At 43.4% G+C, this 23,771-nt stretch carries 21 protein-coding genes; 11 read left to right on the top strand and 10 right to left on the bottom strand.

All coding sequences use genetic code 11. The features are described from left to right. Positions 1–272: 272 nt before the first annotated feature. The 4 genes from Q0590_RS09775 (at position 273) to Q0590_RS09760 (ending at position 3,782) form a co-directional block, all read left to right on the top strand. Entirely contained in the window at positions 273–593 is a 321-nt protein-coding gene (locus tag Q0590_RS09775; RefSeq protein WP_366970409.1) for a sensor histidine kinase, read from the top strand. A gap of 146 nt (positions 594–739) precedes the next feature. Then, on the top strand, positions 740–1,270 hold the full coding sequence (locus Q0590_RS09770) for a GNAT family N-acetyltransferase (RefSeq protein ID WP_302037339.1): 531 nt from the start codon (positions 740–742) through the stop codon (positions 1,268–1,270). 127 nt (positions 1,271–1,397) lie between these two features. Further along, positions 1,398–2,537, top strand: coding sequence for an acyltransferase family protein (locus Q0590_RS09765; protein ID WP_302037338.1), 1,140 nt, complete (start codon positions 1,398–1,400; stop codon positions 2,535–2,537). A gap of 24 nt (positions 2,538–2,561) precedes the next feature. Then, complete coding sequence (locus tag Q0590_RS09760) at positions 2,562–3,782, top strand: CehA/McbA family metallohydrolase domain-containing protein (protein ID WP_302037337.1); 1,221 nt, start codon at positions 2,562–2,564, stop codon at positions 3,780–3,782. A gap of 56 nt (positions 3,783–3,838) precedes the next feature. Here Q0590_RS09760 and Q0590_RS09755 read toward each other — a convergent pair whose 3' ends face one another. From Q0590_RS09755 to Q0590_RS09740, 4 genes are all read right to left on the bottom strand, one after another. Next, on the bottom strand, positions 3,839–5,290 hold the full coding sequence (locus Q0590_RS09755; RefSeq protein WP_302037336.1) for a Gfo/Idh/MocA family protein: 1,452 nt from the start codon (positions 5,288–5,290) through the stop codon (positions 3,839–3,841). Between the two features lie 236 nt (positions 5,291–5,526). After that, the gene (locus Q0590_RS09750) at positions 5,527–6,342 is read right to left on the bottom strand and encodes a polysaccharide deacetylase family protein (RefSeq protein ID WP_302037335.1); all 816 of its coding nucleotides are present in this window, start codon (positions 6,340–6,342) and stop codon (positions 5,527–5,529) included. Positions 6,343–6,445: 103 nt separating this feature from the next. Further along, positions 6,446–9,484, bottom strand: coding sequence for a PVC-type heme-binding CxxCH protein (locus Q0590_RS09745; RefSeq protein WP_302037334.1), 3,039 nt, complete (start codon positions 9,482–9,484; stop codon positions 6,446–6,448). Positions 9,485–9,709: 225 nt separating this feature from the next. Next, positions 9,710–9,892: a hypothetical protein gene (locus Q0590_RS09740; RefSeq protein ID WP_302037333.1), complete on the bottom strand. Its 183-nt coding sequence runs from the start codon at positions 9,890–9,892 to the stop codon at positions 9,710–9,712. 52 nt (positions 9,893–9,944) lie between these two features. Here Q0590_RS09740 and Q0590_RS09735 point away from each other — a divergent pair, with 52 nt between their 5' ends. The 4 genes from Q0590_RS09735 (at position 9,945) to Q0590_RS09720 (ending at position 13,113) form a co-directional block, all read left to right on the top strand. Continuing rightward, positions 9,945–10,085: a hypothetical protein gene (locus Q0590_RS09735; protein WP_302037332.1), complete on the top strand. Its 141-nt coding sequence runs from the start codon at positions 9,945–9,947 to the stop codon at positions 10,083–10,085. A 21-nt stretch (positions 10,086–10,106) separates the two neighbouring features. Next, entirely contained in the window at positions 10,107–11,405 is a 1,299-nt protein-coding gene (locus tag Q0590_RS09730) for a PcfJ domain-containing protein (protein WP_302037331.1), read from the top strand. A 405-nt stretch (positions 11,406–11,810) separates the two neighbouring features. Beyond that, positions 11,811–12,476: a hypothetical protein gene (locus Q0590_RS09725; protein WP_302037330.1), complete on the top strand. Its 666-nt coding sequence runs from the start codon at positions 11,811–11,813 to the stop codon at positions 12,474–12,476. Positions 12,477–12,600: 124 nt separating this feature from the next. Beyond that, on the top strand, positions 12,601–13,113 hold the full coding sequence (locus Q0590_RS09720; RefSeq protein ID WP_302037329.1) for a TPM domain-containing protein: 513 nt from the start codon (positions 12,601–12,603) through the stop codon (positions 13,111–13,113). A gap of 246 nt (positions 13,114–13,359) precedes the next feature. Here Q0590_RS09720 and Q0590_RS09715 read toward each other — a convergent pair whose 3' ends face one another. Both Q0590_RS09715 and Q0590_RS09710 read right to left on the bottom strand, forming a co-directional pair. Beyond that, entirely contained in the window at positions 13,360–13,815 is a 456-nt protein-coding gene (locus Q0590_RS09715; RefSeq protein ID WP_302037328.1) for a cold-shock protein, read from the bottom strand. Between the two features lie 113 nt (positions 13,816–13,928). Beyond that, positions 13,929–15,161: a DEAD/DEAH box helicase gene (locus Q0590_RS09710; RefSeq protein ID WP_302037327.1), complete on the bottom strand. Its 1,233-nt coding sequence runs from the start codon at positions 15,159–15,161 to the stop codon at positions 13,929–13,931. 364 nt (positions 15,162–15,525) lie between these two features. On the opposite strand from Q0590_RS09710, the gene Q0590_RS09705 reads away from it, so the two are divergent. Together Q0590_RS09705 and Q0590_RS09700 are read left to right on the top strand one after the other, a co-directional pair. Beyond that, entirely contained in the window at positions 15,526–15,717 is a 192-nt protein-coding gene (locus Q0590_RS09705) for a cold-shock protein (RefSeq protein ID WP_302037326.1), read from the top strand. Positions 15,718–16,102: 385 nt separating this feature from the next. Next, complete coding sequence (locus Q0590_RS09700) at positions 16,103–17,245, top strand: fatty acid desaturase family protein (protein ID WP_302037325.1); 1,143 nt, start codon at positions 16,103–16,105, stop codon at positions 17,243–17,245. Between the two features lie 162 nt (positions 17,246–17,407). On the opposite strand, the gene Q0590_RS09695 is transcribed toward Q0590_RS09700, so the two are convergent. From Q0590_RS09695 to fdhA, 3 genes are all read right to left on the bottom strand, one after another. Beyond that, positions 17,408–19,699, bottom strand: coding sequence for an FdhF/YdeP family oxidoreductase (locus tag Q0590_RS09695; protein ID WP_302037324.1), 2,292 nt, complete (start codon positions 19,697–19,699; stop codon positions 17,408–17,410). Then, positions 19,665–20,522, bottom strand: coding sequence for a formate dehydrogenase accessory sulfurtransferase FdhD (gene fdhD, locus Q0590_RS09690; protein ID WP_302037323.1), 858 nt, complete (start codon positions 20,520–20,522; stop codon positions 19,665–19,667). Before fdhD ends, Q0590_RS09695 begins: the two co-directional genes overlap by 35 nt. 104 nt (positions 20,523–20,626) lie before the next feature. After that, complete coding sequence (gene fdhA, locus Q0590_RS09685) at positions 20,627–21,817, bottom strand: formaldehyde dehydrogenase, glutathione-independent (RefSeq protein ID WP_302037322.1); 1,191 nt, start codon at positions 21,815–21,817, stop codon at positions 20,627–20,629. Positions 21,818–22,119: 302 nt separating this feature from the next. Between fdhA and Q0590_RS09680 the strand changes: the two genes are divergently transcribed. Further along, on the top strand, positions 22,120–22,344 hold the full coding sequence (locus Q0590_RS09680) for a hypothetical protein (protein WP_302037321.1): 225 nt from the start codon (positions 22,120–22,122) through the stop codon (positions 22,342–22,344). A 209-nt stretch (positions 22,345–22,553) separates the two neighbouring features. On the opposite strand, the gene Q0590_RS09675 is transcribed toward Q0590_RS09680, so the two are convergent. After that, on the bottom strand, positions 22,554–23,432 hold the full coding sequence (locus tag Q0590_RS09675) for an AraC family transcriptional regulator (protein WP_302037320.1): 879 nt from the start codon (positions 23,430–23,432) through the stop codon (positions 22,554–22,556). Between the last annotated feature and the right edge of the window lie 339 nt (positions 23,433–23,771).

Genomic DNA, 23,771 nt, shown 5'->3' with positions numbered 1-23,771 from the left:
GGTTTGTTCAGTTTCGTGAACGAAAGGGGCTAATTTACAATTTTACCTGCATTTTTAAATAGTTTTCCTCAGCTATTCACGTATTTGTATGATACAGCATAGATCAAGCTGTCAATCCGGGATTCAGCAGGGTTTTAGTGTATCAGAGAAAGGTATGAAAGTAAATACCCTACAGGATTACTTTATTATATGAACTAAGAGAGAATGGGTAGTTTAATTTTCTAACAAATGGCTAAGCAGTAAGGGGTTTTTAGTGCGTTTACTAACAAGCTATCAACATTGAAGAAATAGCGTTTTTTGGAGATTGGTTCCGCTTACAGATCCTGTTCAACAATATCCTTTCAAATGCTATTAAATACCAGAATCCGTATACAGACAAACATTATTTGCCTATTACTCTTCATAAAACACCTCACAACACAGAAATTATTTTTACCGACAACGGCATTGGTATAAAAGATGATCACAAATCCAGGGTATTTGAAATGTTTTACTGGGCCACCGAAAATACCGACGGATCAGGATTAGGATTATATATAGTTAAACAAACGGTAGAAAGAATGAAGGGAAGAATAGCGTATACGGGCAAATGACTCAGATTACGGTAAATATTCCAAATGCAACTCCCTAGGTGTTTCTCCATCATGCCATACACGTTCCTGACAAAATTCTGCCGCGATGGTATGAATTATTACCCAAAAGCCCTTTCTTAGGAGGTATAAACATTTTTTATGCTTATATGATCTACTTTAGAAAAGCTACTACCCAGGATGCAGAAAACATTGCTGCTTTACATGCCTTAAGCTGGCAACTGCATTACCGGGGCATTTTACTGGACGAGTTTCTGGATAACCATGTGCAACAAAACAGACTGGAACTCTGGCAAAGCCGCCTAGAACAACCCAAAGAAACACAACATGTGGTGCTAGCAGAGGCAGAAGGCAAGGCCATTGGTTTTGTTTGTGTATATGCCCATGCAGACCCGGTGTGGGGAGCCTTGGTAGACAATCTGCATGTGTTATTTCCACAGAAAGGGCAGGGGATAGGCACTCAATTAATTCAACAAGCAGCAAAGTGGGTGTACTCAACGTACGGGGATTCTGGTTTATACTTGTGGGTATATACCCAAAATACACAGGCCAGAGGTTTTTATGAAAAGATAGGTGGCGTAAATCAGGAAGAAATAATAGAAGAATGCCCTGGTGGAGGCAAAGCGCCTATTTGCCGCTATGTATGGAAAGAGATTCAGCAATTAATCAAGCTGAAATGAACGCCAGCCTGCTAGCCTTTATGTATCGGAAGGGCAATAGGTGTTTGCTATATTTTTATTGAAAACTGTAGCAGCTTACCTGCATAAACTGTAACTTGTCTGGAGACAGCCACTAATGCACCTGCCTATGTACACCTTAGAAAAAACACCTGTATCGCCGGTGATTTCAACAAAATCCGGGCGGCTTCTGTCCATTGACACCCTCCGGGGATTTGATATGCTGTTTATTTCTGGTGGGGGCACCTTTCTGGTTTTGCTGGAGAATAAAACCGGTTTACCCTGGATAGATTGGATAGCCAGGCAGCTGGCGCATCCTGCCTGGAATGGCTTTACTTTTTATGATTTTATATTTCCGCTTTTTCTCTTTATTGCTGGTGTATCGCTTCCTTTTTCGTTAAACAAAGGACTGGCAGCCGGATTGAGTAAAGCTGATTTGTACCGCAAGGTTTTTGTACGGATGCTTATTCTGATTGCTCTGGGAATTTTAGATAAAAATGCCCCGGTACCGTTTTTTGAACCCTCCCAGATCCGGTTAGGCAGTGTGCTTGGGCGCATCGGGATTGCTTGTTTTGTTGCTACATTGCTCTATTTGAACTTCTCCTGGGTAAAACGGCTATGGTGGGTAGCAGCTCTTTTGTTACTCTACTATGCTGCACTCTATCTCCTTCCAGTACCTGGGTATGGAGCAGGCAATCTTTCGTTTGAGGGAAATCTAGTAGGCTGGATAGACCGTAATTTTTTGCCAGGCCGCTTATTACAAAAAACCTACGATGAGCTTGGCTTATTAACACAGTTTCCGGCTCTTTGCCTTACTGTGTTGGGAACTATAGCCGGGGATGTATTACGGACTGAACTCCCTGATCGAAAGAAAGTAGCGTACTTGCTGGGAGCTGGCTTTGTAAGTATGGGTATGGGCTTAGTATGGAGCTTGCACTTTCCCATTAATAAACATCTTTGGAGCAGCTCTTTTATTCTGCTCACCGGTGGAATGGCCTTTACTTTCTTAGCCGTATTTTATGTAGTAATTGATGTCTGGAAGTTCCAAAAGTGGACATTCTTTTTTAAAGTTATTGGGATGAACTCCCTGACTATCTATCTGGCTTACCGCTTTATTGACTTCTACCATACGTCCAACCTGTTGTTTGCTGGTCTCTATGCGCCATTGCCTGAGCCCTGGCACAAAGTTTTTGAAGCCCTGGGTGCCCTGGCATTGGTATGGGTATTTTTATATATTTTATACCGGCAAAAAATATTTGTTAAAATCTAAATGGCTCCCATACATTCCCGCTGAATGCAAAAATTAGTTAGCCTGCTCTTATTTCTGATTACCCAATCGGTTGTGGCTCAACAGGCCACCAATCAGTGGTTTAAGGGTAATACACATACTCATTCTTACTGGAGTGATGGAGATGATTTTCCGGAGATGATTATGCACTGGTACAAATCCCATGGCTATCAGTTTATCTCTCTATCCGACCATAATACGCTGGCAGAGGGAGAAAAGTGGAAACAGATTCCTGCCCATCCTTTCCGTCAGCGGCGGTTTAATGAGTATCTGGAAAAGTATGGAAAGGATTGGGTAACCTATAAAACTGATTCTACCGGGCTTATGGAGGTGAAGCTCAAAACATTTGAAGAATATGCTCCATTATTTGAGGAAAAAGGCAAGTTTTTGATTATGCCGGCAGAAGAAATTTCAGATGGGTACAAAGGCAAACCAGTGCATATGAATGCCATTAATGTGAAGGATGTGATACAGCCAAAGGGTGGAAATTCCATAGCCGAGGTTATGCAAAATAATTTAGACCAGGTGTATGCTCAGCGGCAAAGAACCGGGCAACCCATGTTTCCGCACATTAACCATCCGAATTTTGAATGGGCTGTTAAACTGGAAGATATGCTGGAGTTGAAAGGAGAGCGGTTTTTTGAAGTATATAATGGGCATCCGCATGTACACAATTATGGAGATTCCGTAACCATGGGTATGGAAGAATTGTGGGACAAATTGCAAATACATTATATCCAGCAAGGAAAGCCCCTGCTCTACGGACTGGCGACCGATGATGCCCACAATCATTTAGAATACAAAATAAGTTTAAGCAACCCGGGAAGAGGGTGGATTATGGTAAAAGCCAGAGAACTAACAGCTTCTGCCATTATTGAGTCGATGGAAAAGGGAGATTTTTATGCCTCCACGGGTGTAGAACTGAACCAGGTGAGCTTCTCAAAAAATACACTTTCGGTAGAGGTAAGCCCTCAGGAAGGAGTAGCCTATACGATTCAATTCTGGGGTGCTAGAAAAGCTGGGAAAGCTGAAGCTGATAAACGGGTGTTGCTGAAAGAAATAAAAGGAGAGAAGGCTATGTTCAAATTAACAAAGAAACATTTGTTTGTCAGAGCCAAAGTAATCTCTTCTAAATTCAAAGAAAACCCATACAAAGAAGGAGACTTGGAAACTGCCTGGACTCAGCCAGTAACTATACAACCATTGACCGAAATGACACTAAAATGAAATAAGAAAGGACCCAAAACTGGGTCCTTTATGAACAAAATGTACGATCAATAGAATTACACTAGTTTCCAGCCGTTTTCGTATTCCCGTTTCACAAACTGGTTAGCTTCCTCAAAGTTAGTGATCTTCATGTTCTTTCCATCCCAAAGCAATTTCTTGCGGCCAGGATAATTAAATCCTTTGCCATCGGCTCTTTGCGTACGGAGGTCATAACTGCGGATAGCCAGATTCCCCATTAAAACTGTCTCGGTAAGAGGTCCGGCGTAATCAAACGAGGAGGTTAATGCTTTGTGCTTGTCGCTGTTGAAGCCAGCCTTACAAGCTTCCTGCCAGGCTACATTGTGTTCCAGATCCGGCACATTAATAGGTTCTGTTTTAGATTCCGGGCTTTTTCCAGAGTTAAGGAAGATTTTGGGATTAGCGCCATACGCACCACAGGTAATCACACCCTTTGTGCCGATCATATATACTCCATTGGCTCCCCCTGGTTCACTCAGCTCTGCATCTGGTGGAATTACATCCGGACGGAATGGCCGTATACCTCCATCAGACCAGGTCATTATCACGTCTGACTTGTTTTTGCTGGTTGCCGGAAACTTCAATTGCACATGAGAGGAGGGAGGGCAACCTTCCGGAATATATTCAGGCGTCCAGTCTTTGGTGAAAACAGAGCCTACGCTTGCTTCTACTTCCGTAGGGTATCCTAAGCCCAGTACCCGGAAAGGCGGATCAATCAGGTGGCAACCCATATCACCTAAAGCGCCTGTCCCAAAGTTCCACCAGCCACGCCACTTGAATGGATGGTAAGCTGGGGTGTACCCTACCTTTGTAGCAGGTCCAATCCAGAGATTCCAGTCTAAGGTATCGGGTACCTGGTCTCCTCCTTGAGGAACTGGTATGCCTTGCGGCCACACTGGGCGGTTAGTCCATACATGCACGGTATGTACCGGACCAATAATACCTTCGTTCTGCCACTTAATCATAATATTCTGATGCGGATGAGAGGCACCCTGGTTGCCCATCTGGGTTACTACTTTGTATTTACGGGCAGCTTCCGTTATCATGCGGGCCTCATAAATATTGTGCGTTAAGGGCTTTTGTACATATACATGTTTTCCCAGTTGCATTGCTGCCAGGGTCGCCACTGCATGGGTATGGTCGGCAGTGGAAATAGTTACCGCATCTATGTTCTTGCCTTCTTTATCCAGCATCTCCCGGAAATCTTTGTACTTTTTAGCCGTGGGATGTTTGGCAAACTGCTCCTTGGCATGATTCCAGTCTACATCACACAAAGCCACAATATTGTTAGCTCCTTTATTAAAAGCATTATTTACATCAGAGAAGCCTTTTCCTGCTACACCAATCCCTGCAATATTTAGTTTATCACTTGGGGCTATATAGCCTTTGCCTAATACATGCCGCGGAACAATAAAAAAGCTACCGGCAGCTGCCAATGCGCTGGTTCGCAGGAATTGTCTGCGAGATGTCGGTTGTTGTTTTTCTTTCATTTTTAACGTATTTGATTTAGATAGACTGACAAAGGGAATGGCTACAGACAACTGTATCTTTATATAATAACTCAATAACCATTCAATTCCCCTAAAATTAGCCCATAAAAATGGTAATTTTACTATCTGATATTATAATTTACCATGTTTTCAAGACATGGGGTGATACCATAATTAGCAGTCCGATCAAAGAAGAATCCATTAACTTCTCAAAAATGGGAGTGTTGTGGCTGCTTTCAGGGTTTTGCCGGTTTTTTCTGCTTCTGGATATACTCACTTACGGTACCTACCGGAGCAAGCCATATACCATTAGCCGGGTCTTGTGCGTAGGCAAGTAAGTCTTTCAGCATGGAGAGCCGGGTAGTCTGCTCGCCCGAGTCATTCATTTCGTGGCCGGCTAATACTACCCATTGCCCGGTTTCTTTGGCTTTTTCCAGCAAAGGCTTAATCTGGTCGAAGTTTTTACCATCCATTTCCATACCCGTCAGTTGAGCCATATCGCAGAACAAGGGGTCATTAGGACCTTCGCTTAGCCATAACCTGCCCGATGAAAACAATTCAGCAATTACCGGAACATAACTTTTAGTATCTTTGCCTCTGCCAACAAAGGTCTGGCCGCAGGGATAGGCGAAAACCTGTGGTGTTACCCCCAATAAATCCTTGATTTGCTGATTGGCTTCTCTCAACTCATTTCGCATGTTGTCTAGCGTATAGTCTTCTAAAGCTTTTTGTCTGGCCCAGGGAAAATTCCCGGTACACGGATGATTCAGGGAATGGTTGCCAATTTCATGGCCACTGACTACAGCTTGCTTCCAGCTCTCCAGCCGTTGTTTTACTGTGGCGGGCACCACATAAAAAGTAGCTTTTGCCTTATATTCATTAAGCAGGGCGGTTCCTTTTTCTACCTGGCTCATACGGGCATCATCGAAGGTAAGGCTAAGGGCCATGCGTTTACCCTGTGGCCAGGCCAACGGAGGTAATGCCTGGGCATGTATGCCTTTTGTAGACAATAGCAAAAAACTAAGTGTGATAAAAGTAAAAAATAGACGCATAACAAGAAATTTAGGAAAGATGAAGGTAGAAAGTTAGCAGGTCAATAGTTGGGTATTTATGGAATTTATAAGCTTTGTCAGAATGTATCCGCTTGAGAATGATTTATTTTAGTTGTTTGAGATAGGCAAGCAGATCAGCCATTTGTTGATGATTGAGTTGTTTTTCCAACCCGGCAGGCATGGCAGACATGTTTAAGGCTTGTATCTCTTTTATAGCTTGGCGGGCAATGGTTGATTGTTGTCCTCCGGTAGTACGCAGGGTAATAGCTGTAGGCGTTTCTGAAGAAATAATTCCCTGCAAAGACTCTCCGTTTGTTAGTTCAACCATCCATAGATCGTAGCCATCGGCAATAGACTGGTTAGGATTCAGAATATCTTGCATGATAGATGCCGGACGGCGGTTTTTAATAGAAGCCAGATCGGGTCCAAAAGCGGTACCTGCGCCAGCCATTTGATGGCAAACCATACAGTTCTGCTCAAATACTTGCTTCCCAGGTTGTGGATTTCCTTTCAGCGTTAAAGCCGTTTGATACTGTTGAATCACTTCCTGTTCCTGCTTGTCATTTTTTGTAAACAGCATTCTGGCGCGGCTCCGCAAGGTTTCATCGGTATGCCACATCAGGCTTACACTTCTGCGCCAGCCCACGCCGGACGCTTGAATCTGACCTCTTTCAATAGCATCTAACAGGAGCTTTACCCGCTCAGGGTCTGATAAAAAAGTGGTGATGGCCGGGTCACGCAATTCGGGTGTCAGGGAAGGCCAGTGCTGTAACAAATACTGGCTTACTGACTCACCCGGAACCACGCTTAATGCTTCCAAAGCCGCCAGTTGAACAGGTAATGGTTCTGCCGGCGAAATACAGGAAGTCAGGAAAGTACTATGTTCTTGGGGATTTCCCAGGGACAGATACTGGATAAATACTGCTCTTTCTTCGGCCGGTAAACCATGAGCTTCAGCTTTTTTCCTGGCTTGCTGAAGGGAAGTTTGAGCAATGGCTGCTTCCGGCAGACCTGTCACTTTCAATAATGAAACTATTGCTTTGCGTACTGGCAAAGAGGGATGCCGGAAAAAAGCCTGGTTTACCAGGTTTATTTCTTGTTTCCAGGTCGCTGGTTGTATTTCTTTGGATTGTAAGCCTTGTGCCAGGCCTTCCAGTAAGGATGCCTGCCAGGTAGCTGCTTTTTTATCATAGGGTGTAATGGATTTCTGAATCAGTTGCCGGATTTGTTCTGGTTGCTGACTGGCCCCAGCCATGGCGCTTAACCGGCTGACTAAAGATGCATGTGCTGCATTCGATGGGTCAAAATTTTTCAAGACGGCCTCCAGTAAGCCACTTTGTTGAGATGATGTTGCAGAGAGGGCGGCTATCTGTACCCATTCATCCTGAATATCTCCAAACAATAGCTTTTGCCTGGCAAGGGCCGCTTGAGGACTATCGATAAATCCCAAGGTGCAAAGCAATTGATACCGCACTTTTGCATTTGAATCTGACTGCAAATTAAGCAAGTCCTGGGCTAGGACAGGAGTAGAAGCTAACTGAAGTTCAGCCAGTTTAATGGCATTTTCCCGGATGCCTGGAACAGAATCTTGTAAGGCCACCCGGATAAGATCAGGCGAAAGCTGTTTCATTCCTTCCAGAGTCCATAAGGCATGTAAACGGCCAAGCGGAGAACTACCTTTTTTCGCCAATTGCTCCAGCGTAGGTACAGATGCTTTGGAATTACGGTCGACCAATAAGCGCTGAGCATTTCTGCGCCACCATATATTTGAATGTGATAAATACTCTACCAACTGCTCATTTGTGGCTTTCCCTAACGCAAGGCCTTTTGTCCAGCTGGCAGCTTTAGCATCGGTAGTTGAAATACGGTAAATACGTCCTTTATCGGTGCCATTGTATAAAGCTCCGGACTTAACTACGTCGTCTGCCATCCATTCCGGGTGTTCAATAATCTGGCGGTAATAATCCACTATATACAGGGCGCCATCCGGCCCTATGTACATATTTACCGGCCGGAACCAGGCATCAGTAGAAGCCAGAAACTCTTTTTGAGGATTAAGGCGGCTGGCTGTAAAACTAGACCCGTTGCTATGTATCCGGTCAGCATGGATTAAATTACTTACTGGCTCCGCTACAAAAACTACACTATCATACACCGTAGGAAAAGCATTGCCCAGGTAGGCTGTAATGCCGCAGGCTGAAGTTATTACACCAACATCTGTTAGCAATTGATGCTGGGGATTCTGTGTGATAGGAAAAACTTCTGCCGCATCTCCATGATCGGATAGAGACTGAGTTGTAGTGGATACCAGCAGATCGGGATTCCGGTTGAGGTAAGGTGCAGAAAATACTTCCTGAAATATATGGTTGTAGTTGGTGACTAACAGGTGGTTGCCCCAGGCATCAAACGAATGCCCGAATTGGGTGTTGCTGGAAGTCATTTCCAACTGGTAGGAGTCCGGCCGGAAGCGTACACTGCGGCCACGGGCATTCTGAGGTAAGGTAGGCGCATTAGGTTGACCGGGGTAGGTAATCTCTTTTCCTTGGTCGCCAAACTCTTCTGTGTATACCTTTGCCGTTACCGCAGATTCATGACCCAGGTAGATCCAGTTATCTATTCCCAGGATTGGATTATTGACATTATGCTGTGGATTAGATACGGCGAAACCAGAAAGTACAGTTTTCCGGATATCAGCTTTGCCGTCGTTATTGCTGTCTTCCAGATATAAAACATGGGGTGGATCAGTAACCAATATACCTTTTTTCCATCGCAAAATTCCAGTGGGAAGCGTCAGTTTATCGGCAAAAGTAGTGCTGTGGTCCATCTGGCCGTCGCCGTCCGTATCGGAGAGCAGCTTTATATTTCCTGTACCACTTTTATCCAGAGGGTAGCCGTGCATTTCTACTACATACAGCCTGCCAAATTCATCTATTTCCACCGCCACGGGATCGGAAATAAGGGGTTCACTGGCCACTAATTCTATTTTGAATCCAGGTTCCAGTTCAAAGCTGGCTAAAGAATGCAAAGCGGATGAGCTTGTATCTTTCTTGGATGGTTGACAGCCAGCCAGTAGAAAAGCGAATATAAAAGGTACACCAGGCAAGCAGCGGATCTTCATTAGCTGAAAAAAGGGAGTGGTCATAGAGGATCAAACTTACTATCACTTAAGTTAGATAAAATTTCATTATTCAGAAAACATACCAGGCAAGTTTCCATAAATAGCAACCTCAGAGCTGTTTCTGGCCGGAGGTTAAAAAATAAATTTTAAGAATTTCTTGCAAACCTTACAGATGGCCCCTTACCTTTGTGAAGCAACTAATTTACTGTACGATTCTTATGTTTCGCATTCACTTATATCATCAAGCTCCTATGCAAGCTTTCCCTCTGGGTTCCAGAGGCGGAAAGTGGGCGATGATGCTTCCGGATGCAGACATGTATAAAAGAATTCCTTAACAGATACCCATTCTTTTTTATATTCCTCTGTCACCCGGAAACTGATACCTCCGGGTTTTTTATTTATTTCTTTTTTCCTATTCTGAACAGCACACATAACTGGGTATAGCTATGTATAAAGTAAGTAGAAACAAAACTTAACATTCTTGATGATGGACCGAAAATCCTTTTTGCAGGCGGCTTTTCTGAGTTGGTACCAGAAAAGAGCCCAGGCCCGGTATGCCTTTCCGGTTGCATACCCGAGCCATACTATGCCTTTGCCGGCCAATCTTACCGGAAGACCTCCTTAGGTACAATAATTACAAGTAATCATGGGAAAATCCAACAAACGAATGCTTTCCAGAACGGAACGCATTCAGCTAAAAACAGAAAAACAACAACGCGAACTTGCTTTGCAAAAAGCATTAATTCAGCATAATACATTAAAAAAGCCAATATCCGGATGGATTAAACAATTACCAACTACCAAAGCACCTTCCCAGCCAATAGATGGAATACCTTTACTGGCGATAGCAGGGCTTTACCACCAGATAGCAAAAAAAGACGGGGCAAAGCAAAAAGCTTTTCATGACCTGCTTTTGCATCTGGAAAAAGAGCATTGTTATAAGCTGCTGTCTGACGAACAATATTTGAAGGGCTTGTTCCATATAGCTCATTTTGCCCATTATTTTATCCGGGATATAGCGCAGTGGAATAAAGGAAGCTACCAGCCAGAAAAGCAATTTGCTCACTTACTCAGGCATTTGTTTGCCAACTATCCGGTGCCCCTTTTTCTGAATAACGCCTGGCTGATGGAAGGCGCTGAAAAAGAACAGCAGTGGTTTATAGCGATAGCCAGTGGGATAAGTGTACGAAAATTACATGGTTTGCCTATCGTTCTCACCAAACGGATGGCGCATGCCTTTCTGTGGACACCTCCTTATTTTTCTATCACTGGGGCTTTCCGCTTTGCGCAGGTAATAGCCCAGGGTGGCGACGAGTGGCTTGCCTGGCATATCACGGCAACCCTGCTGGGCCGGAATAATTTCCGGGATGATGACTTCTGGATTACCGTGATCCGCTTTTTTGCACAAGCCTCCTTATTTGATGTAAGGCGATTAGATGAAGTAGTAGATTATATTCATCACCGCAAAGTAGCGGATGCAGGCTATTCTATGAAAGGCCGTACGCCAGATTCGCTGATGCGCCAGGTAAATGAATGGCAAGTACAGATGCGGTATGAACATACCCTGAGTGGCAAACTAACGTGGCCTTCATCCGGCATTGCAGCATGGGAGTACGAGACAGGCACAGGCCAAGAAGCAAAAATATATAAGATCCGTGAACTGACTTCCAGCAGCGACCTCCGGGCCGAGGGCAAAGCCATGAGGCATTGTGTCTACACCTATGTCAGGTCATGTCATTTGCGTGCGTGTGCAATTTTCTCCTTAATGGCCGATACTTTTTCTGCCTCTGAACGGCTGGTTACCATAGAAGTAGACCTCAAAAAGCGGAAGATTGTACAGGCGAAAGCCCGTTGTAACGCTGCTCCCTCAACAGATGCAATGGAAGTAATTAAGCTATGGGCGGAGATAGAGAAATTGAGCATGGCAAACTATCTGGTTAACTAGCTCTTTTAAGTGATTTGAGCTGAACATCCATGTACCGGAAGATAACCTTACCTAGGTTCTTCCGGTACATAGGTAAAGTTTATTCAACCATATCAACTTCTGGTGCAATGAAATAATAACAATCAAAAATAAGTTACTTACCCAATCAGGCATCCGGGGCTGTTTTCAGTTGAATATTTTGCAGGTATGCAGCAACTATGCATCTTACCTACGTTGTATTAATACAGCAGCTGTTATGGCATTGTATAAAATAGTTGGAATCGGCTTATCCTTTTTGCTCCTGACAGTTTTGACTCAGGTAGGTGGGCTGATTTTAGTAGCGTGTTTGCCATTGTTTGGAATCATTCAGCGGCAGGTTTCCAGTCTCTTATTTGGCTATCTGGCAAATTACGTTACTTTTTACTTTTGTATAGCTTTACCTGTTTTACCATTGTTCCGCTGCTGGCAATACAATTCGACAGGGTTCCCTTGCCGGTTTCCCCATCTGGTAGCATCCAACCTTTAACTATCCTTACTTGTCTATTAAATCGGCATTATGTGAAACCTGCCTTACAGTCATCCCTACTGGAAGTGGCAGAAGAAATACGCAAAAAATACCCAGGTACAATAATTTCTTATTTAGATGCTAACTTCCCTTTTCTCGATGGATTTCCGCTGATGCCACACCTGAGCCACTACGATGGCAAGAAAGTAGACCTGGCCTTTATGTATGCAGATGCCCGTAACGGAGGATATGTGCCTGGCCAGGCACCTTCACCCATAGGCTATGGCGTATGTGAAGAACCTACCGGGAATGAAAAGAACATGCCTCAAATTTGTGAAAACAAAGGATACTGGCAATATAGTCTCTTGCCGAAACTTATTTCACCCTATGTAAAAACCAACCTGAAGCTTGACCCGGACAGAACCAGAGACCTGATCCGGTTTGCTTCTGGAAATAAACGCATTAGTAAAATCTTTCTGGAACCACACCTCATTAAACGGATGCATCTGGAGGGACTTAACAAAATTCGTTTTCATGGATGCCAGGCTGTGCGGCATGATGACCATGTTCATTTACAAGTAAAATAAGGCTAGTTAGTATACAGAGCTACTAACTTTTACTAAACCTATTGCATTCCTCTGATAGGTTATTTATCTTTTACTGATCTAGTTAGAAAGCTCTGGTCAAAAAGAATATACCGGGTTTATCTCTATGAAGACAATTCTGCTAGTTATATGGCTTTTTTCTATGGTTTCTTTCCAGACTGTTGGGCAAACTGTACCGGAAGCAACACCGTCCCCTTCTATCCGGGCAGTATTCCCAGAGCCAGTAGGGTATGTTAATGATTTTGAACATATACTATCGCCTGCCCAAGAAAAAGAGTTAACAGAGCAGATTACCCGTTTTGAAAAACAGACCAGTAATCAAATAGCTATTGTTACCATAGACTCTATTGCTCCATACCCTACTATGCAGGCCTATGCCACTGACCTGAGCAATACATGGGGCGTTGGACAAAAGGGTAAAGATAATGGGCTGTTGATCATTGTGAGTGCCAGACTACGGCAGGCCAGAATTGCTACCGGATTAGGCACCGAAAAAATACTTACCGATGAGATCTGTCAGGAAATAATGGATGTGCATATGCTGCCTCAATTCAAAAATGGACACTATTTTAATGGACTAAAAACAGGGGTAACGGAATTGATAAACCGATGGAAATAAACTCACCTTTTCTGCTTTCTTATTCTGACTATAAGGTTTAAAATAAACCATACTTATAAAGCTTTCTAGTGAAAGATGTTTTGTAAACGTTGAGCAGGCTGCTGAAATAGCTACCTTCAACATACTGTAATTATAGCCTTATGTGTAAAGCGACAATTCCTGTGATAGGAGGGAAATAGAAAAAAGTAGGGGAAGTATATTCTCCTACTTAGCTTGCCTTAATCATGCAACATACGGCCATATACCTTATACAGACCGTTTTACCTTTACAGCGTTCCAGCCTTTTTGTTTCTTTTCCAGTTCGTAGGTCACTTTATCATGTTCCTTAATGGGCTCAAGCAATTCACTGATGTGAACAAAAATGCTTTCCTGTGATTGCAGATCTCTGATAAATCCATAACCTTTGGATTCATTATAGAACGTAACAATCCCTTTTCTGCCTGCATTTGCTGTAGGATCGATCACTTGTTTGGGAATGCTGATCTGGATATCTTCTTGTTCTATATCCCGTCTTTTTCTCTCCGTAGGGGGGGTATCCGAAATATTTCCGTATTCATCTACATAAGCAATCATATCGTCAATGGGTTTGCCTTTTGAAGAGTGGGCCTTCCGGTCTTCTTTCTTTTGCTCTTTTTCTTGTCTTTTTTGCTGCTGTTTCTTTTCTCTTTCTTTTTTGTTAAAACTTTGTGTCGATTTTGCCATAGATTAGTATAAGTTGGTTTACAGGTGTTAACCCGCCATAAGGGTTTAAATGATGAAAAAAGATCAATTGTATTGAATGAACAAAGTACTGTTTTTAGGTAATACCCCGCTTATCAAGCGCGCCTGCTAAGTTTGCTTCTAACGGGTGGCTTTCTGGAAAATCTGCCGGCTTGCTGCTTTTTAGGGGCTGTTTGCAAAAGTGATTCATTGCTTATGACATAGGGATGGTCTGGAATAACTGGCAGAATTTTGCCGGTAAGCTTATGAATTTGCTTCAGGGCATCCATTTCTTCGACATCACAAAAAGATAGCGCGCTTCCGCCAGCGCCGGCTCTTCCGGTACGGCCAATCCTATGCACATACGTTTCCGGGTCGTGCGGCAGTTCGTAGTTAATAACCATCGGCAGTTCTTCTATATCTATGCCTCTGGCAGCAATATCTGTGGCCACCAATACGCGGATTTGCCTATTTTTAAAGTTAGCCAACGCCCGCTGACGTGCATTCTGAGACTTATCTCCATGAATGGCTTCTGCTGTAATGCCTGATTTATTCAGGTCTTTGGTTACCCGGTCTGCGCCATGTTTGGTACGGGTAAACACGAGTACCGTAGAAAGCTGGTTGTCATTCAAAAGGTGCATCAGCAGCTTACGCTTGTTGCTGCGCTCTACCATGTATACACCCTGGGTTACTTTGGGAGCCGAGGAAGAGACAGGCGTTACGGCCACATGCTCCGGGTTTTTGAGTATGGTACTGGACAGTTGTTGAATCTGGGGCGGCATAGTAGCCGAGAAGAACAATGATTGCCGCTGTAAGGGTAACTTGGTAATTATTTTTTTAATATCGTTGATAAAACCCATATCCAGCATCCGGTCGGCTTCGTCAAGCACAAAATGCGTGATGTGTTGCAGGTTGATATATTTCTGGTTTAGTAAGTCGAGTAAGCGGCCTGGGGTAGCAATTAAAATATCTATTCCATTTCTTAACGCTTCTGTTTGTGTAAACTGTGATACACCTCCAAAAATTACGGTATGTCTTAGTCGGGTATTTTTGCCGTAAGCGCTAAAGCTCTCGCCAATTTGAATGGCTAATTCCCGGGTAGGAGCCAGGATCAATGCTTTAATTGTACGGTTGCCCTTAGCAGGCGCTTGTGCCGTATGGAGCATCTGGAGTATGGGAACAGCAAATGCAGCGGTTTTTCCAGTGCCTGTCTGGGCACAGCCCAGCAAGTCTTTGCCACCTAAAATAATAGGTATAGCCTGAGACTGAATGGGTGTAGGTGTGGTATATCCTTCTGCGGCCAGTGCCTGCAAGATAGGATCAATTACATGTAAATCTAAAAATGACATAAACGAGTGTTCGTGGATAAAGGCGGGCTAAAAATGCTGAACGAATCCGGTTCTATAAGCAGAAGAGGCAAAGAGAGAAGGAAAATTTCACCAAACAATTATACCGCGTGACTGTGTAAAGGTACGTATTATTATTATATTATTTCTCAACTATGCAAAATGCAGATAAGTTCAGTAGAAAATTGTTCTACAACTGAATACTTCCTTTTTCTCGGATAGGCATACGGAATGGGGAGCAGAAGAAGTTGTTGAACCAGGTGTTTTGAAGGCAGGTAAAATAAATTTGAAAATAATAGGACAGAATGAAACTATAATGCCAGCCAATTGTTAACTTGCTATACATATTATTTATAACAACATTAGAATGCAAAAAGGAACAGTAAAATTTTTCAATGAAACGAAAGGATTCGGATTCATTACCGTAGACGGATCCAATCAAGATGTTTTTGTACATGTGTCAGGTCTGTTGGATGAAATCAGAGAAAATGACAAAGTCACTTTCCAGGTTGAGCAAGGCAAAAAAGGCCCTAACGCTGTAAATGTAGCTTTAGCATAGTATATTTCACATATATTATCATTGAAAAAAAGCCCTCTGGGGCTTTTTTTATGTATGTTTGCATACGAAAACTACGAGGATGGCTGGTTGTAAATTGTGATGCCAGGTAGCTGATTAAGTGAGTTGAGTATTAAGAGTATATCTGCTAACAATTTCTTCTTCTACGGGAACAGCTTCGCAGGTTTTCAGGTAGGCTAGCTTATTACTAACGAAAGCAGGTGACTGCATTCCTGCATCACAAACGATGATTCACCAGGCTTTTACAAAAAAATGAGTAAATCCTACATACACTGCTCAAACTTTTGCGTTCAATAATCTTTAACCCTATTCTTCTGACAAAGAACCAACAGACCCAGATCATTTTACTATCAATTTACCACCTCACATGAATCAAAAAATTAAATTCATTAACAGCAATCAATCCACCTTCTTTACCACTGTTCGTCAACGAGTAGATACATATTTCAAAGAGAAACAAATTTCTAAGCATGCCAATGGCCTGATGTGGATCAAAACAGGCGTTTATTTAACAGGCTATTTTATACTCTACGGGCTTCTCATCTCCAATCAGTTTGGTATATGGACGATGCTGGGCTTAGCCATTATGCTGGGTATCTTTTCTGCCTTTATCGGGTTTAATATTTCCCACGATGCTATTCATGGCTCCTTTTCCAGCAGTAAGAAAATTAACAAGCTGATGAGTCATACCTTTATTCTGGTGGGTGCTAATCCCTATGTCTGGAGTATTTCCCATAATATTGTCCACCACACCTACACCAATATTCATCATCACGACGAAGACATTGAAATTGCTCCGGGACTGGTACGTGTGGATGAAGACGAGAAGGTAAATAAAATACAACGGTATCAACATTTTTATGCCTTTGCTTTATATGGCCTGGCTTCTTTATCCTGGGTATTCAGCAAAGATTTCCTGAAGTTTTTCAGCCGTAAAATTGGTCAGCACGATCCGGGAAGCCATCCAAAGAAAGAATATTTTAATCTGTTCTTTTACAAATCCATCTACTATTTCATGTTTATCGTGTTGCCTTTACTGGTGCTGGATATTACCTGGTGGCAGTTTATTATCGGCTTTAGCATGATGCATTTTATAGAAGGATTAGTACTAGGCCTGGTATTTCAGCTGGCACATGTGGTGGAAGGGACACAATTTCCTGCACCGAATGAGGCAGGAAACATGGAAGAAGCCTGGGCAGTACACCAGTTGCAGACCACGGCAAACTTTGCCCGTAAAAGCGGATTAGCCAGTTTTCTTTGCGGAGGTTTGAATATGCAGATAGAACATCACTTGTTTCCTAAAATCTGCCATATCCATTATGCTGCCATTTCCGAGATTGTGAAGAATACAGCCAAAGAATTTAATCTGCCCTATCTGGAAAATAAAACATTCTTTACAGCCATACATTCCCATTACCGCTTATTGCGGAAATTAGGGAAAGAAGCTTATCAAGAGCAAATGCAGCTAAAGAAACCATCCCGGCTACAGGAAGTACCTGTAAACGGATAACTTTACCTAAGGGCTTGCCTGGGTAAACAGTAGTAAAATAGATAGTCAGCGGACCCTGGTGTAAAGCCAATGGTCCGCTTCTTTTTTGTGCATGGGTAGGAGAGAAATGTAGGAGATTTCTGTAATGCTAGAACTAGCTTATTGACCTATATAAAACAGGCATTATGTAACACTTAGCTTTTCTATCTGGGGTTCTTTTGACGTTGATTTCTCCAAGGTAACAACAATGTATTTGGATAGGGGAGTATGGCTTTTATCAGCTACCGCATCTATGGGAACAAGTGCATTGGTCTCAGGAAAATACGCGGCTGTACACCCTCTGGGAATATCATAGGGCACTACTTTGAATGAATAAACCTTCCGTAAACTTCCATCCGTATGCACACTTGTGATAGTTACCAGCTCTCGAGCTGCTAAGTTAAGTTGCTGCATATCCGCTACATTCATGAAAAGCACTTTGCGTTCTCCTGTTATTCCGCGATACCTATCGTTCAGCCCATAAATGGTAGTATTATATTGGTCGTGTGAGCGGATGGTCATTAAGCGTAGGTGCCCGGGAGCAAGAGGTAATTCAGGCAGCGGCGCTGTAATAAACGTTGCTTTACCAGTGTGGGTATGCCACTCCCGCTCCCGTGCTGAATTGCGAAGATGAAATCCTCCTGGTTGTTTAATCTTCTCATTGAAGTTGGCAAAGGCCGGAAAGACCTCTGCAATCTTCTCCCGGATACGGGCATAATTGTTTACTAATTCAGCCCACTGAATGCGGGTGTTGGGTAAAGAAGAAATGGCAATACAGGCAACAATGGCAGGTTCAGAAAGCAAATGTGGAGAGGCGGGCTCATTTTTTCCCTCCGAACTATGCACCATCGACATAGAATCTTCTACAGTTACTTTCTGCGGTACGCCTTGCTGTAGGTCTATTTCAGTTCGGCCCAGACAAGGTAAGATTATGGCCTCTTTCCCAGTTACCAGATGGCTCCGGTTGAGTTTGGTACTGATTTGTACCGTTAACCGGCAGTTACGCAAAGCTTTTTCTGTGTATTCGGTGTCTGGCGTTGCCGAGGCAAAGTTACCACCCATACCAATAAATACCTGTACTTTCCCTTCCTGCATAGCTTTTATGGCCTCTACCGTGTGATAGCCTGGGGTTCTTGGCGGAGAAAAACCGAAGACCCGTTCAAGCGAATCCAGCAATTCTTTCTTTGGATTTTCAACGATTCCCATAGTTCGGTCGCCTTGTACATTGCTATGGCCTCTAACCGGACATACCCCGGCTCCTGGTTTTCCGATGTTGCCTTTGAGCAGCAACAAATTTACTATTTGTTGAATAGTGATAACGGCGTGTTTCTGCTGCGTCAGGCCCATGGCCCAGCAAACAATGGTTTTGGATGATTTGAGGTAAATAGTAGCAGCCTGTGTAATTTCTTCCATACTCAGGCCAGATTGTTTTGTAATGGCCTCCCAGCTTGTTTGTTCGATGTCTTGTTGAAGTTGTTCAAAGCCAGTAGTATGTGTCCGGATAAACTCCCAGTCCAGTTGTCCGGGCTGTCTGGCTTCTGCGGCCAGGATAACTTTTATGAGCCCTTTTAGCAAGGCAAAATCACCGCCGGTGAGTGGTTGCAGGTATAGCGAAGAAATCTCACTTCCTTTGTTAAGCAAGGTTGGCATCACTTTCTGGGGGTGAATAAAACGTTCTAACCCAGCTTCTTTCAGCGGATTGAAAGATACAATTTCACAACCCCGTTTCCGCGCTTTTTCCAGTTCAGTGAGCATGCGAGGGTGGTTTGTTCCAGGATTTTGCCCAAAGATGAAAATAGCTTCTGCCGCTTCAAAATCTTCCAGCGAAACGGTTCCTTTGCCTACACCAATGGCTTCTCCTAAGGCTACCCCAGAAGATTCGTGGCACATATTGGAGCAATCCGGAAAATTATTTGTACCTAGTTCTCTTCCAAACAACTGATAAAGAAAGGCGGCTTCGTTGCTGGTACGTCCCGAGGTATAAAATACAGCCTCATTGGGATCTTGTAGCGATTGAATAGTTTGTCCGATCCGAAAGAAAGCCTTTTCCCAACTAACAGGTTCGTAACGGTCGGTGTTGGGATTGTAAGCCATAGGTTCAGTCAGGCGGCCTTGTTGCTCCAGCCAATATCCATCTTTTTGCAGAAGTTCCCGGACCGTGAATTGTTTAAAAAAATCGGCAGTTATCCGTTTGGTAGTACTTTCTGCCGCAACAGCCTTCACTCCATTTTCGCAAAATTCGGTTACCGATGGATTTTTAGGATCAGGCCAGGCGCATCCCGGGCAATCAAACCCTCCTGGCTTATTCATATGGAGCAGGGCTTTTACACCAGGATATAGGGCTTTCTCCTGCAAAATATGCCGCAGACTGGAGGCTAAGGCTGCAAATCCAGCCGCTGGCTTATTCCGGTGAAGAGGGGTGGAGGTAGGTTTCATAGGGCTGGTTGTATGGTAAAATTTTTGGCAGAATCCGGTTTGCATGTGTGTAGACAGTTGCCCTGTTTTCCCGGCAAAAACCGGCGAGTGTGATTCCTTTGCGATTACATAGTTCAACCGCCAGAGAAGAAGGCGCAGATACGGCCAGTAAAAATGGAAGCCCTGCCTGGGCACACTTTGCCACAATTTCATACGAAACTCTGCCGCTAACCAATAAAATGGCTGCTTCTATAAGCTTTTTGCTAAGAAACAACTCTCCAATAGCTTTGTCTACCGCATTATGCCGTCCGATGTCTTCTTGTAGGGATAAAAGTTCTCCGCTGATGCTGAAAATGGCTGCAGCATGCGAACCGCCTGTCTGCTCAAACGTCTCTTGCCTGGCGTTCATCGTCTGTAGTAATTGTGGAATCAGGCCAATGTTCAACTGATGGGTAGTATGAATGGTGTAGTCTGGCGTAATCAGATCGCAGAGTTCGGTTTTGCCACATACCCCACAGGAAGCACTGGAAGCAATGGAGCGGTTGCCCAGGTTTTTGCCTTCCAGTAATTCTTCCGGAAGGCTAATATCTATGATCAATGTATGTTCTCCTTTTGGCGCAGGAATCTGTGTTACTGTCCGTATGTTTTCGGGTGAACGGATAATGCCTTCGGTGAAAAGTAAACCGGCGGTAAGGAAAGCATCTTTACCAGGGGAACGCATGGTAATGGTATATGCCTTTCCATTGATTTTAATTTGCAGGGCTTCTTCCGGCGCAAGCGTTTCAAGTATGTCTTTAGGCATCCCCGAAACGTATGTAATGGCTTTTACTTTCTTATTCAGCATAGTACTTACAGATCAAATAGGCAAAATCCTGTATCCCACACGTTAGAGTGTAGAAAAATAAAGCCAGGTAGCATTCCCTATCTGGCTTTGTAAACGTGTGCCTGTTAAGCTGGCACCATGCCGTGTGGGTCTAATACATATTTTTTGGCTGCCCCTTTGTCGAAATCTTTGTATCCGTTGGGCGCATCTTCCAGGCTAATTACCTGTACATTCACTGCTTTGGCAATCTGTATTTTATCATACAAAATGGCTTGCATCAGTTGCCGGTGATATTTCATAACCGGGCATTGTCCGGTGTAAAATGCATGAGATTTTGCCCAGCCAAGTCCAATCCGGATGTTAAGCATACCGATTTTAGCATTCTCATCTTTTGCTCCAGGGTCACCGGTTACATACAGGCCAGGTATGCCGATGGCACCTCCTGCCCGTGTTACTTCCATGACAGAGTTTAGCACGGTGGCTGGCTGCTCATGATTGCAATTATGCCCATGGCCACGGGCTTCAAAACCCACACAATCTACGGCTGCATCCACTTCCGGCACTCCTATAATGGCCTCAATCTGTTCGGCTAAGGTGGCATCCTGCCGCAAATCAACAGTTTCGCAGCCAAAACTTTTAGCCTGTGCCAGGCGTTCGGGAATCATATCTCCGACAATTACGCAGGCAGCACCCAGTAAATGGCTGGAGGCAGCACAGGCAAGACCCACCGGGCCGGCACCGGCAACATAAACAATAGAACCAGGGCCTACGCCTGCTGTAACAGCACCATGGTAGCCGGTAGGAAATATATCAGAAAGCAAGGTGAGGTCTTTGATTTTTTCCAGTGCCTGATCTCTGTCCGGGAATTTTAATAAGTTGAAATCGGCATAGGGAACCATTACATATTGTGCCTGTCCGCCAACCCATCCACCCATATCTACATACCCATACGCCGCTCCAGGTCGGGAAGGATTCACATTCAGGCAGATTCCGGTTTTGCCTTCTTTACAGTTACGGCACCTGCCACAAGCAATGTTGAAGGGTACGGATACTATATCGCCAACTTTAATAAATTCTACATCGCGGCCGGCTTCAATAACCTCTCCCGTAATTTCGTGTCCAAGCACTAAGCCTTCCGGAGCTGTGGTGCGGCCCCGAACCATGTGCTGATCGCTGCCACAAATGTTGGTAGCAACAATTTTCAAAATAACTCCATGATGGCACATCCGGTCTCCTAAGGCTAACTTTGGGTAATCAATGTTTTGTACTTCTACCACCCCCGGTTTTATGTACGCTACTCCTTTGTTGCTAGACATATGTGATAAGGTTTAAGGTTAGGAAATTGGTAAGTAGGTGAGTATACAGTTTAGAGAAATTCTAGTAAAAAAGCAATATTTTTAGAATGAATATCCTTTTTTTAAGTAAAAAAATGAAGAATCAGAGGGATATGCCTATTTCATCAAACGTCCATTGGAAAAACAAAACAGGTTGCTGTATCCGGTTTTCTGTGAAAAGCCTGAGCCTAGAAAAAAGTAGCCGTAATATCCGGAGAATAGCCAACCTGTTTGCATTTCATTCGTTTTAACATCCATCTAAACCTATAAACAAACCATTCAAGATGAATAACTTTTTTAGAGCTATACTAGCCGGAGCAGCTGCCAAAAAATTTGGCGGAGGCTGCCTGGGTACCATTGTTATATTTGTAATTGTATGGGTAGCCCTTGGCCAGTGCGGCAGTAATTTCAAAGCTAAAAGTCCTGCCAATGACACCAAGGCAAAGAAAGCTGCTACTACCTATATTTATCCGGCATCCTATCAACCGTTAGTCCGGCTGGCTGGGTAATACGGGCCTAATCGTTTAATAGCAATAGCAGTTACGTTGGCACTGATATATTATTTTGCCTGTTTTACGCCTGTTAACGCCATATTTTTCTGAAAAACACATCCTGGTTTATTATGTAAATGCCTTCAATAGCACCTATGAAAAGTAGGTAAACTTGGCTACCAGGAGAGGAGTATAACTTTTGGCCAACAGAATATAACTTGTAGATGTTAATTGATCTTCCGTAATTCGCTGGGGGTGGTATGCATTTTTGATTTATACATCCTTGAAAAATAATGTACCGACTCGAAACCGCAGGCATAGGCGATCTCTGATAAGGTGCTATCAGTCTCATAAATTAACTGCTCTGCTTTTCTGAGTTTGATAGATAAGTGATATTGGTTAAGGGAAGTGCCGGTAATTTCTTTAAAGGTTTTACGTAGCCAGGCATAGCTTACACCATGGGTATTGGCTAGCTTTTCAAAGTCAATGGCTTGTTGCCAGTTATCGGTGATCGCTTTTTTTATTTCCCCTACAATTTTCTCTTTCCTGGAAAATTTTTGGTTGGAAAGTAAAACCGACGAGTATAAGATGCCCAACAGTTGTATTAATAAAAATGAGGCCAGTTTCTGGTAGGATTCCTCACGGATTTCTACTACATCTAATAACTTTTCAAACGTGGCCAGAAACTCGGTATTAAACCCTACTTTAATTATTGGGTTTTGCGGATTAAAACATTCCTGCTCTAATAAATGTTTGGCAAAAGAACCGGAAAAGCCAACCCAGTATTCTTCCCATCCGCTAGACAGCAAAGGTTTGTAACGGTGCCACGTTCCCGGATATAACAATATGACTGTACCTGCTTCTATGGTCTGAGGAGGCATTCCGGTTGCCTCAAAAGCTCCCTCGCCTTTACAAATGTAGAGAATCTGATATTCTTTTAACCTCCGCCCTTTTTCCCAGCTAAAATAATGACTCTCCGGATGATTGGCATCTGGATACGGTGTGTTGGCTGGGTGTATGTGATACCCCAGGGTATGAATAATTACACTGAGGCTATTGTCCAGTTTGTCATCCGCAAATTTAAAATACCGTCTGAATGTTTTCATGGCAAAAAGTGCAAAATGAATGGATGGAAGATACTGGATTTCTTAAAATAATTCAATAAATATTAGAAATAACTCTAAAATGCCAGAAAATAGTCTATAGGTTTTTAGCTAAAATGATAACAGTGTGTGAAAGTAATTTGGTAATGAAGTGCCCTTGAAAAGCTTACTACAAAATAAGCTACACATATCAGTCAATAGAGTATACTCATTTTTGTTCGGCATTGCTGTTTATGTAAATTACTGCCTGAAGTTTATAGCGAATAAAGAAAAAGTTTGATTCGGGGTAATACGAAGCTTTATTAAGCAGCCAAGAAAATTCAGCAAAGAACTGGGAAAGTA

The organism is Rhodocytophaga aerolata, assembly GCF_030503435.1.
GTDB classification, from domain to species: Bacteria; Bacteroidota; Bacteroidia; order Cytophagales; family 172606-1; genus Rhodocytophaga; species Rhodocytophaga aerolata.
The sequence above is the reverse complement of the archived record's forward strand: the minus strand, read 5'-3'. Positions and strand labels throughout refer to the sequence as shown.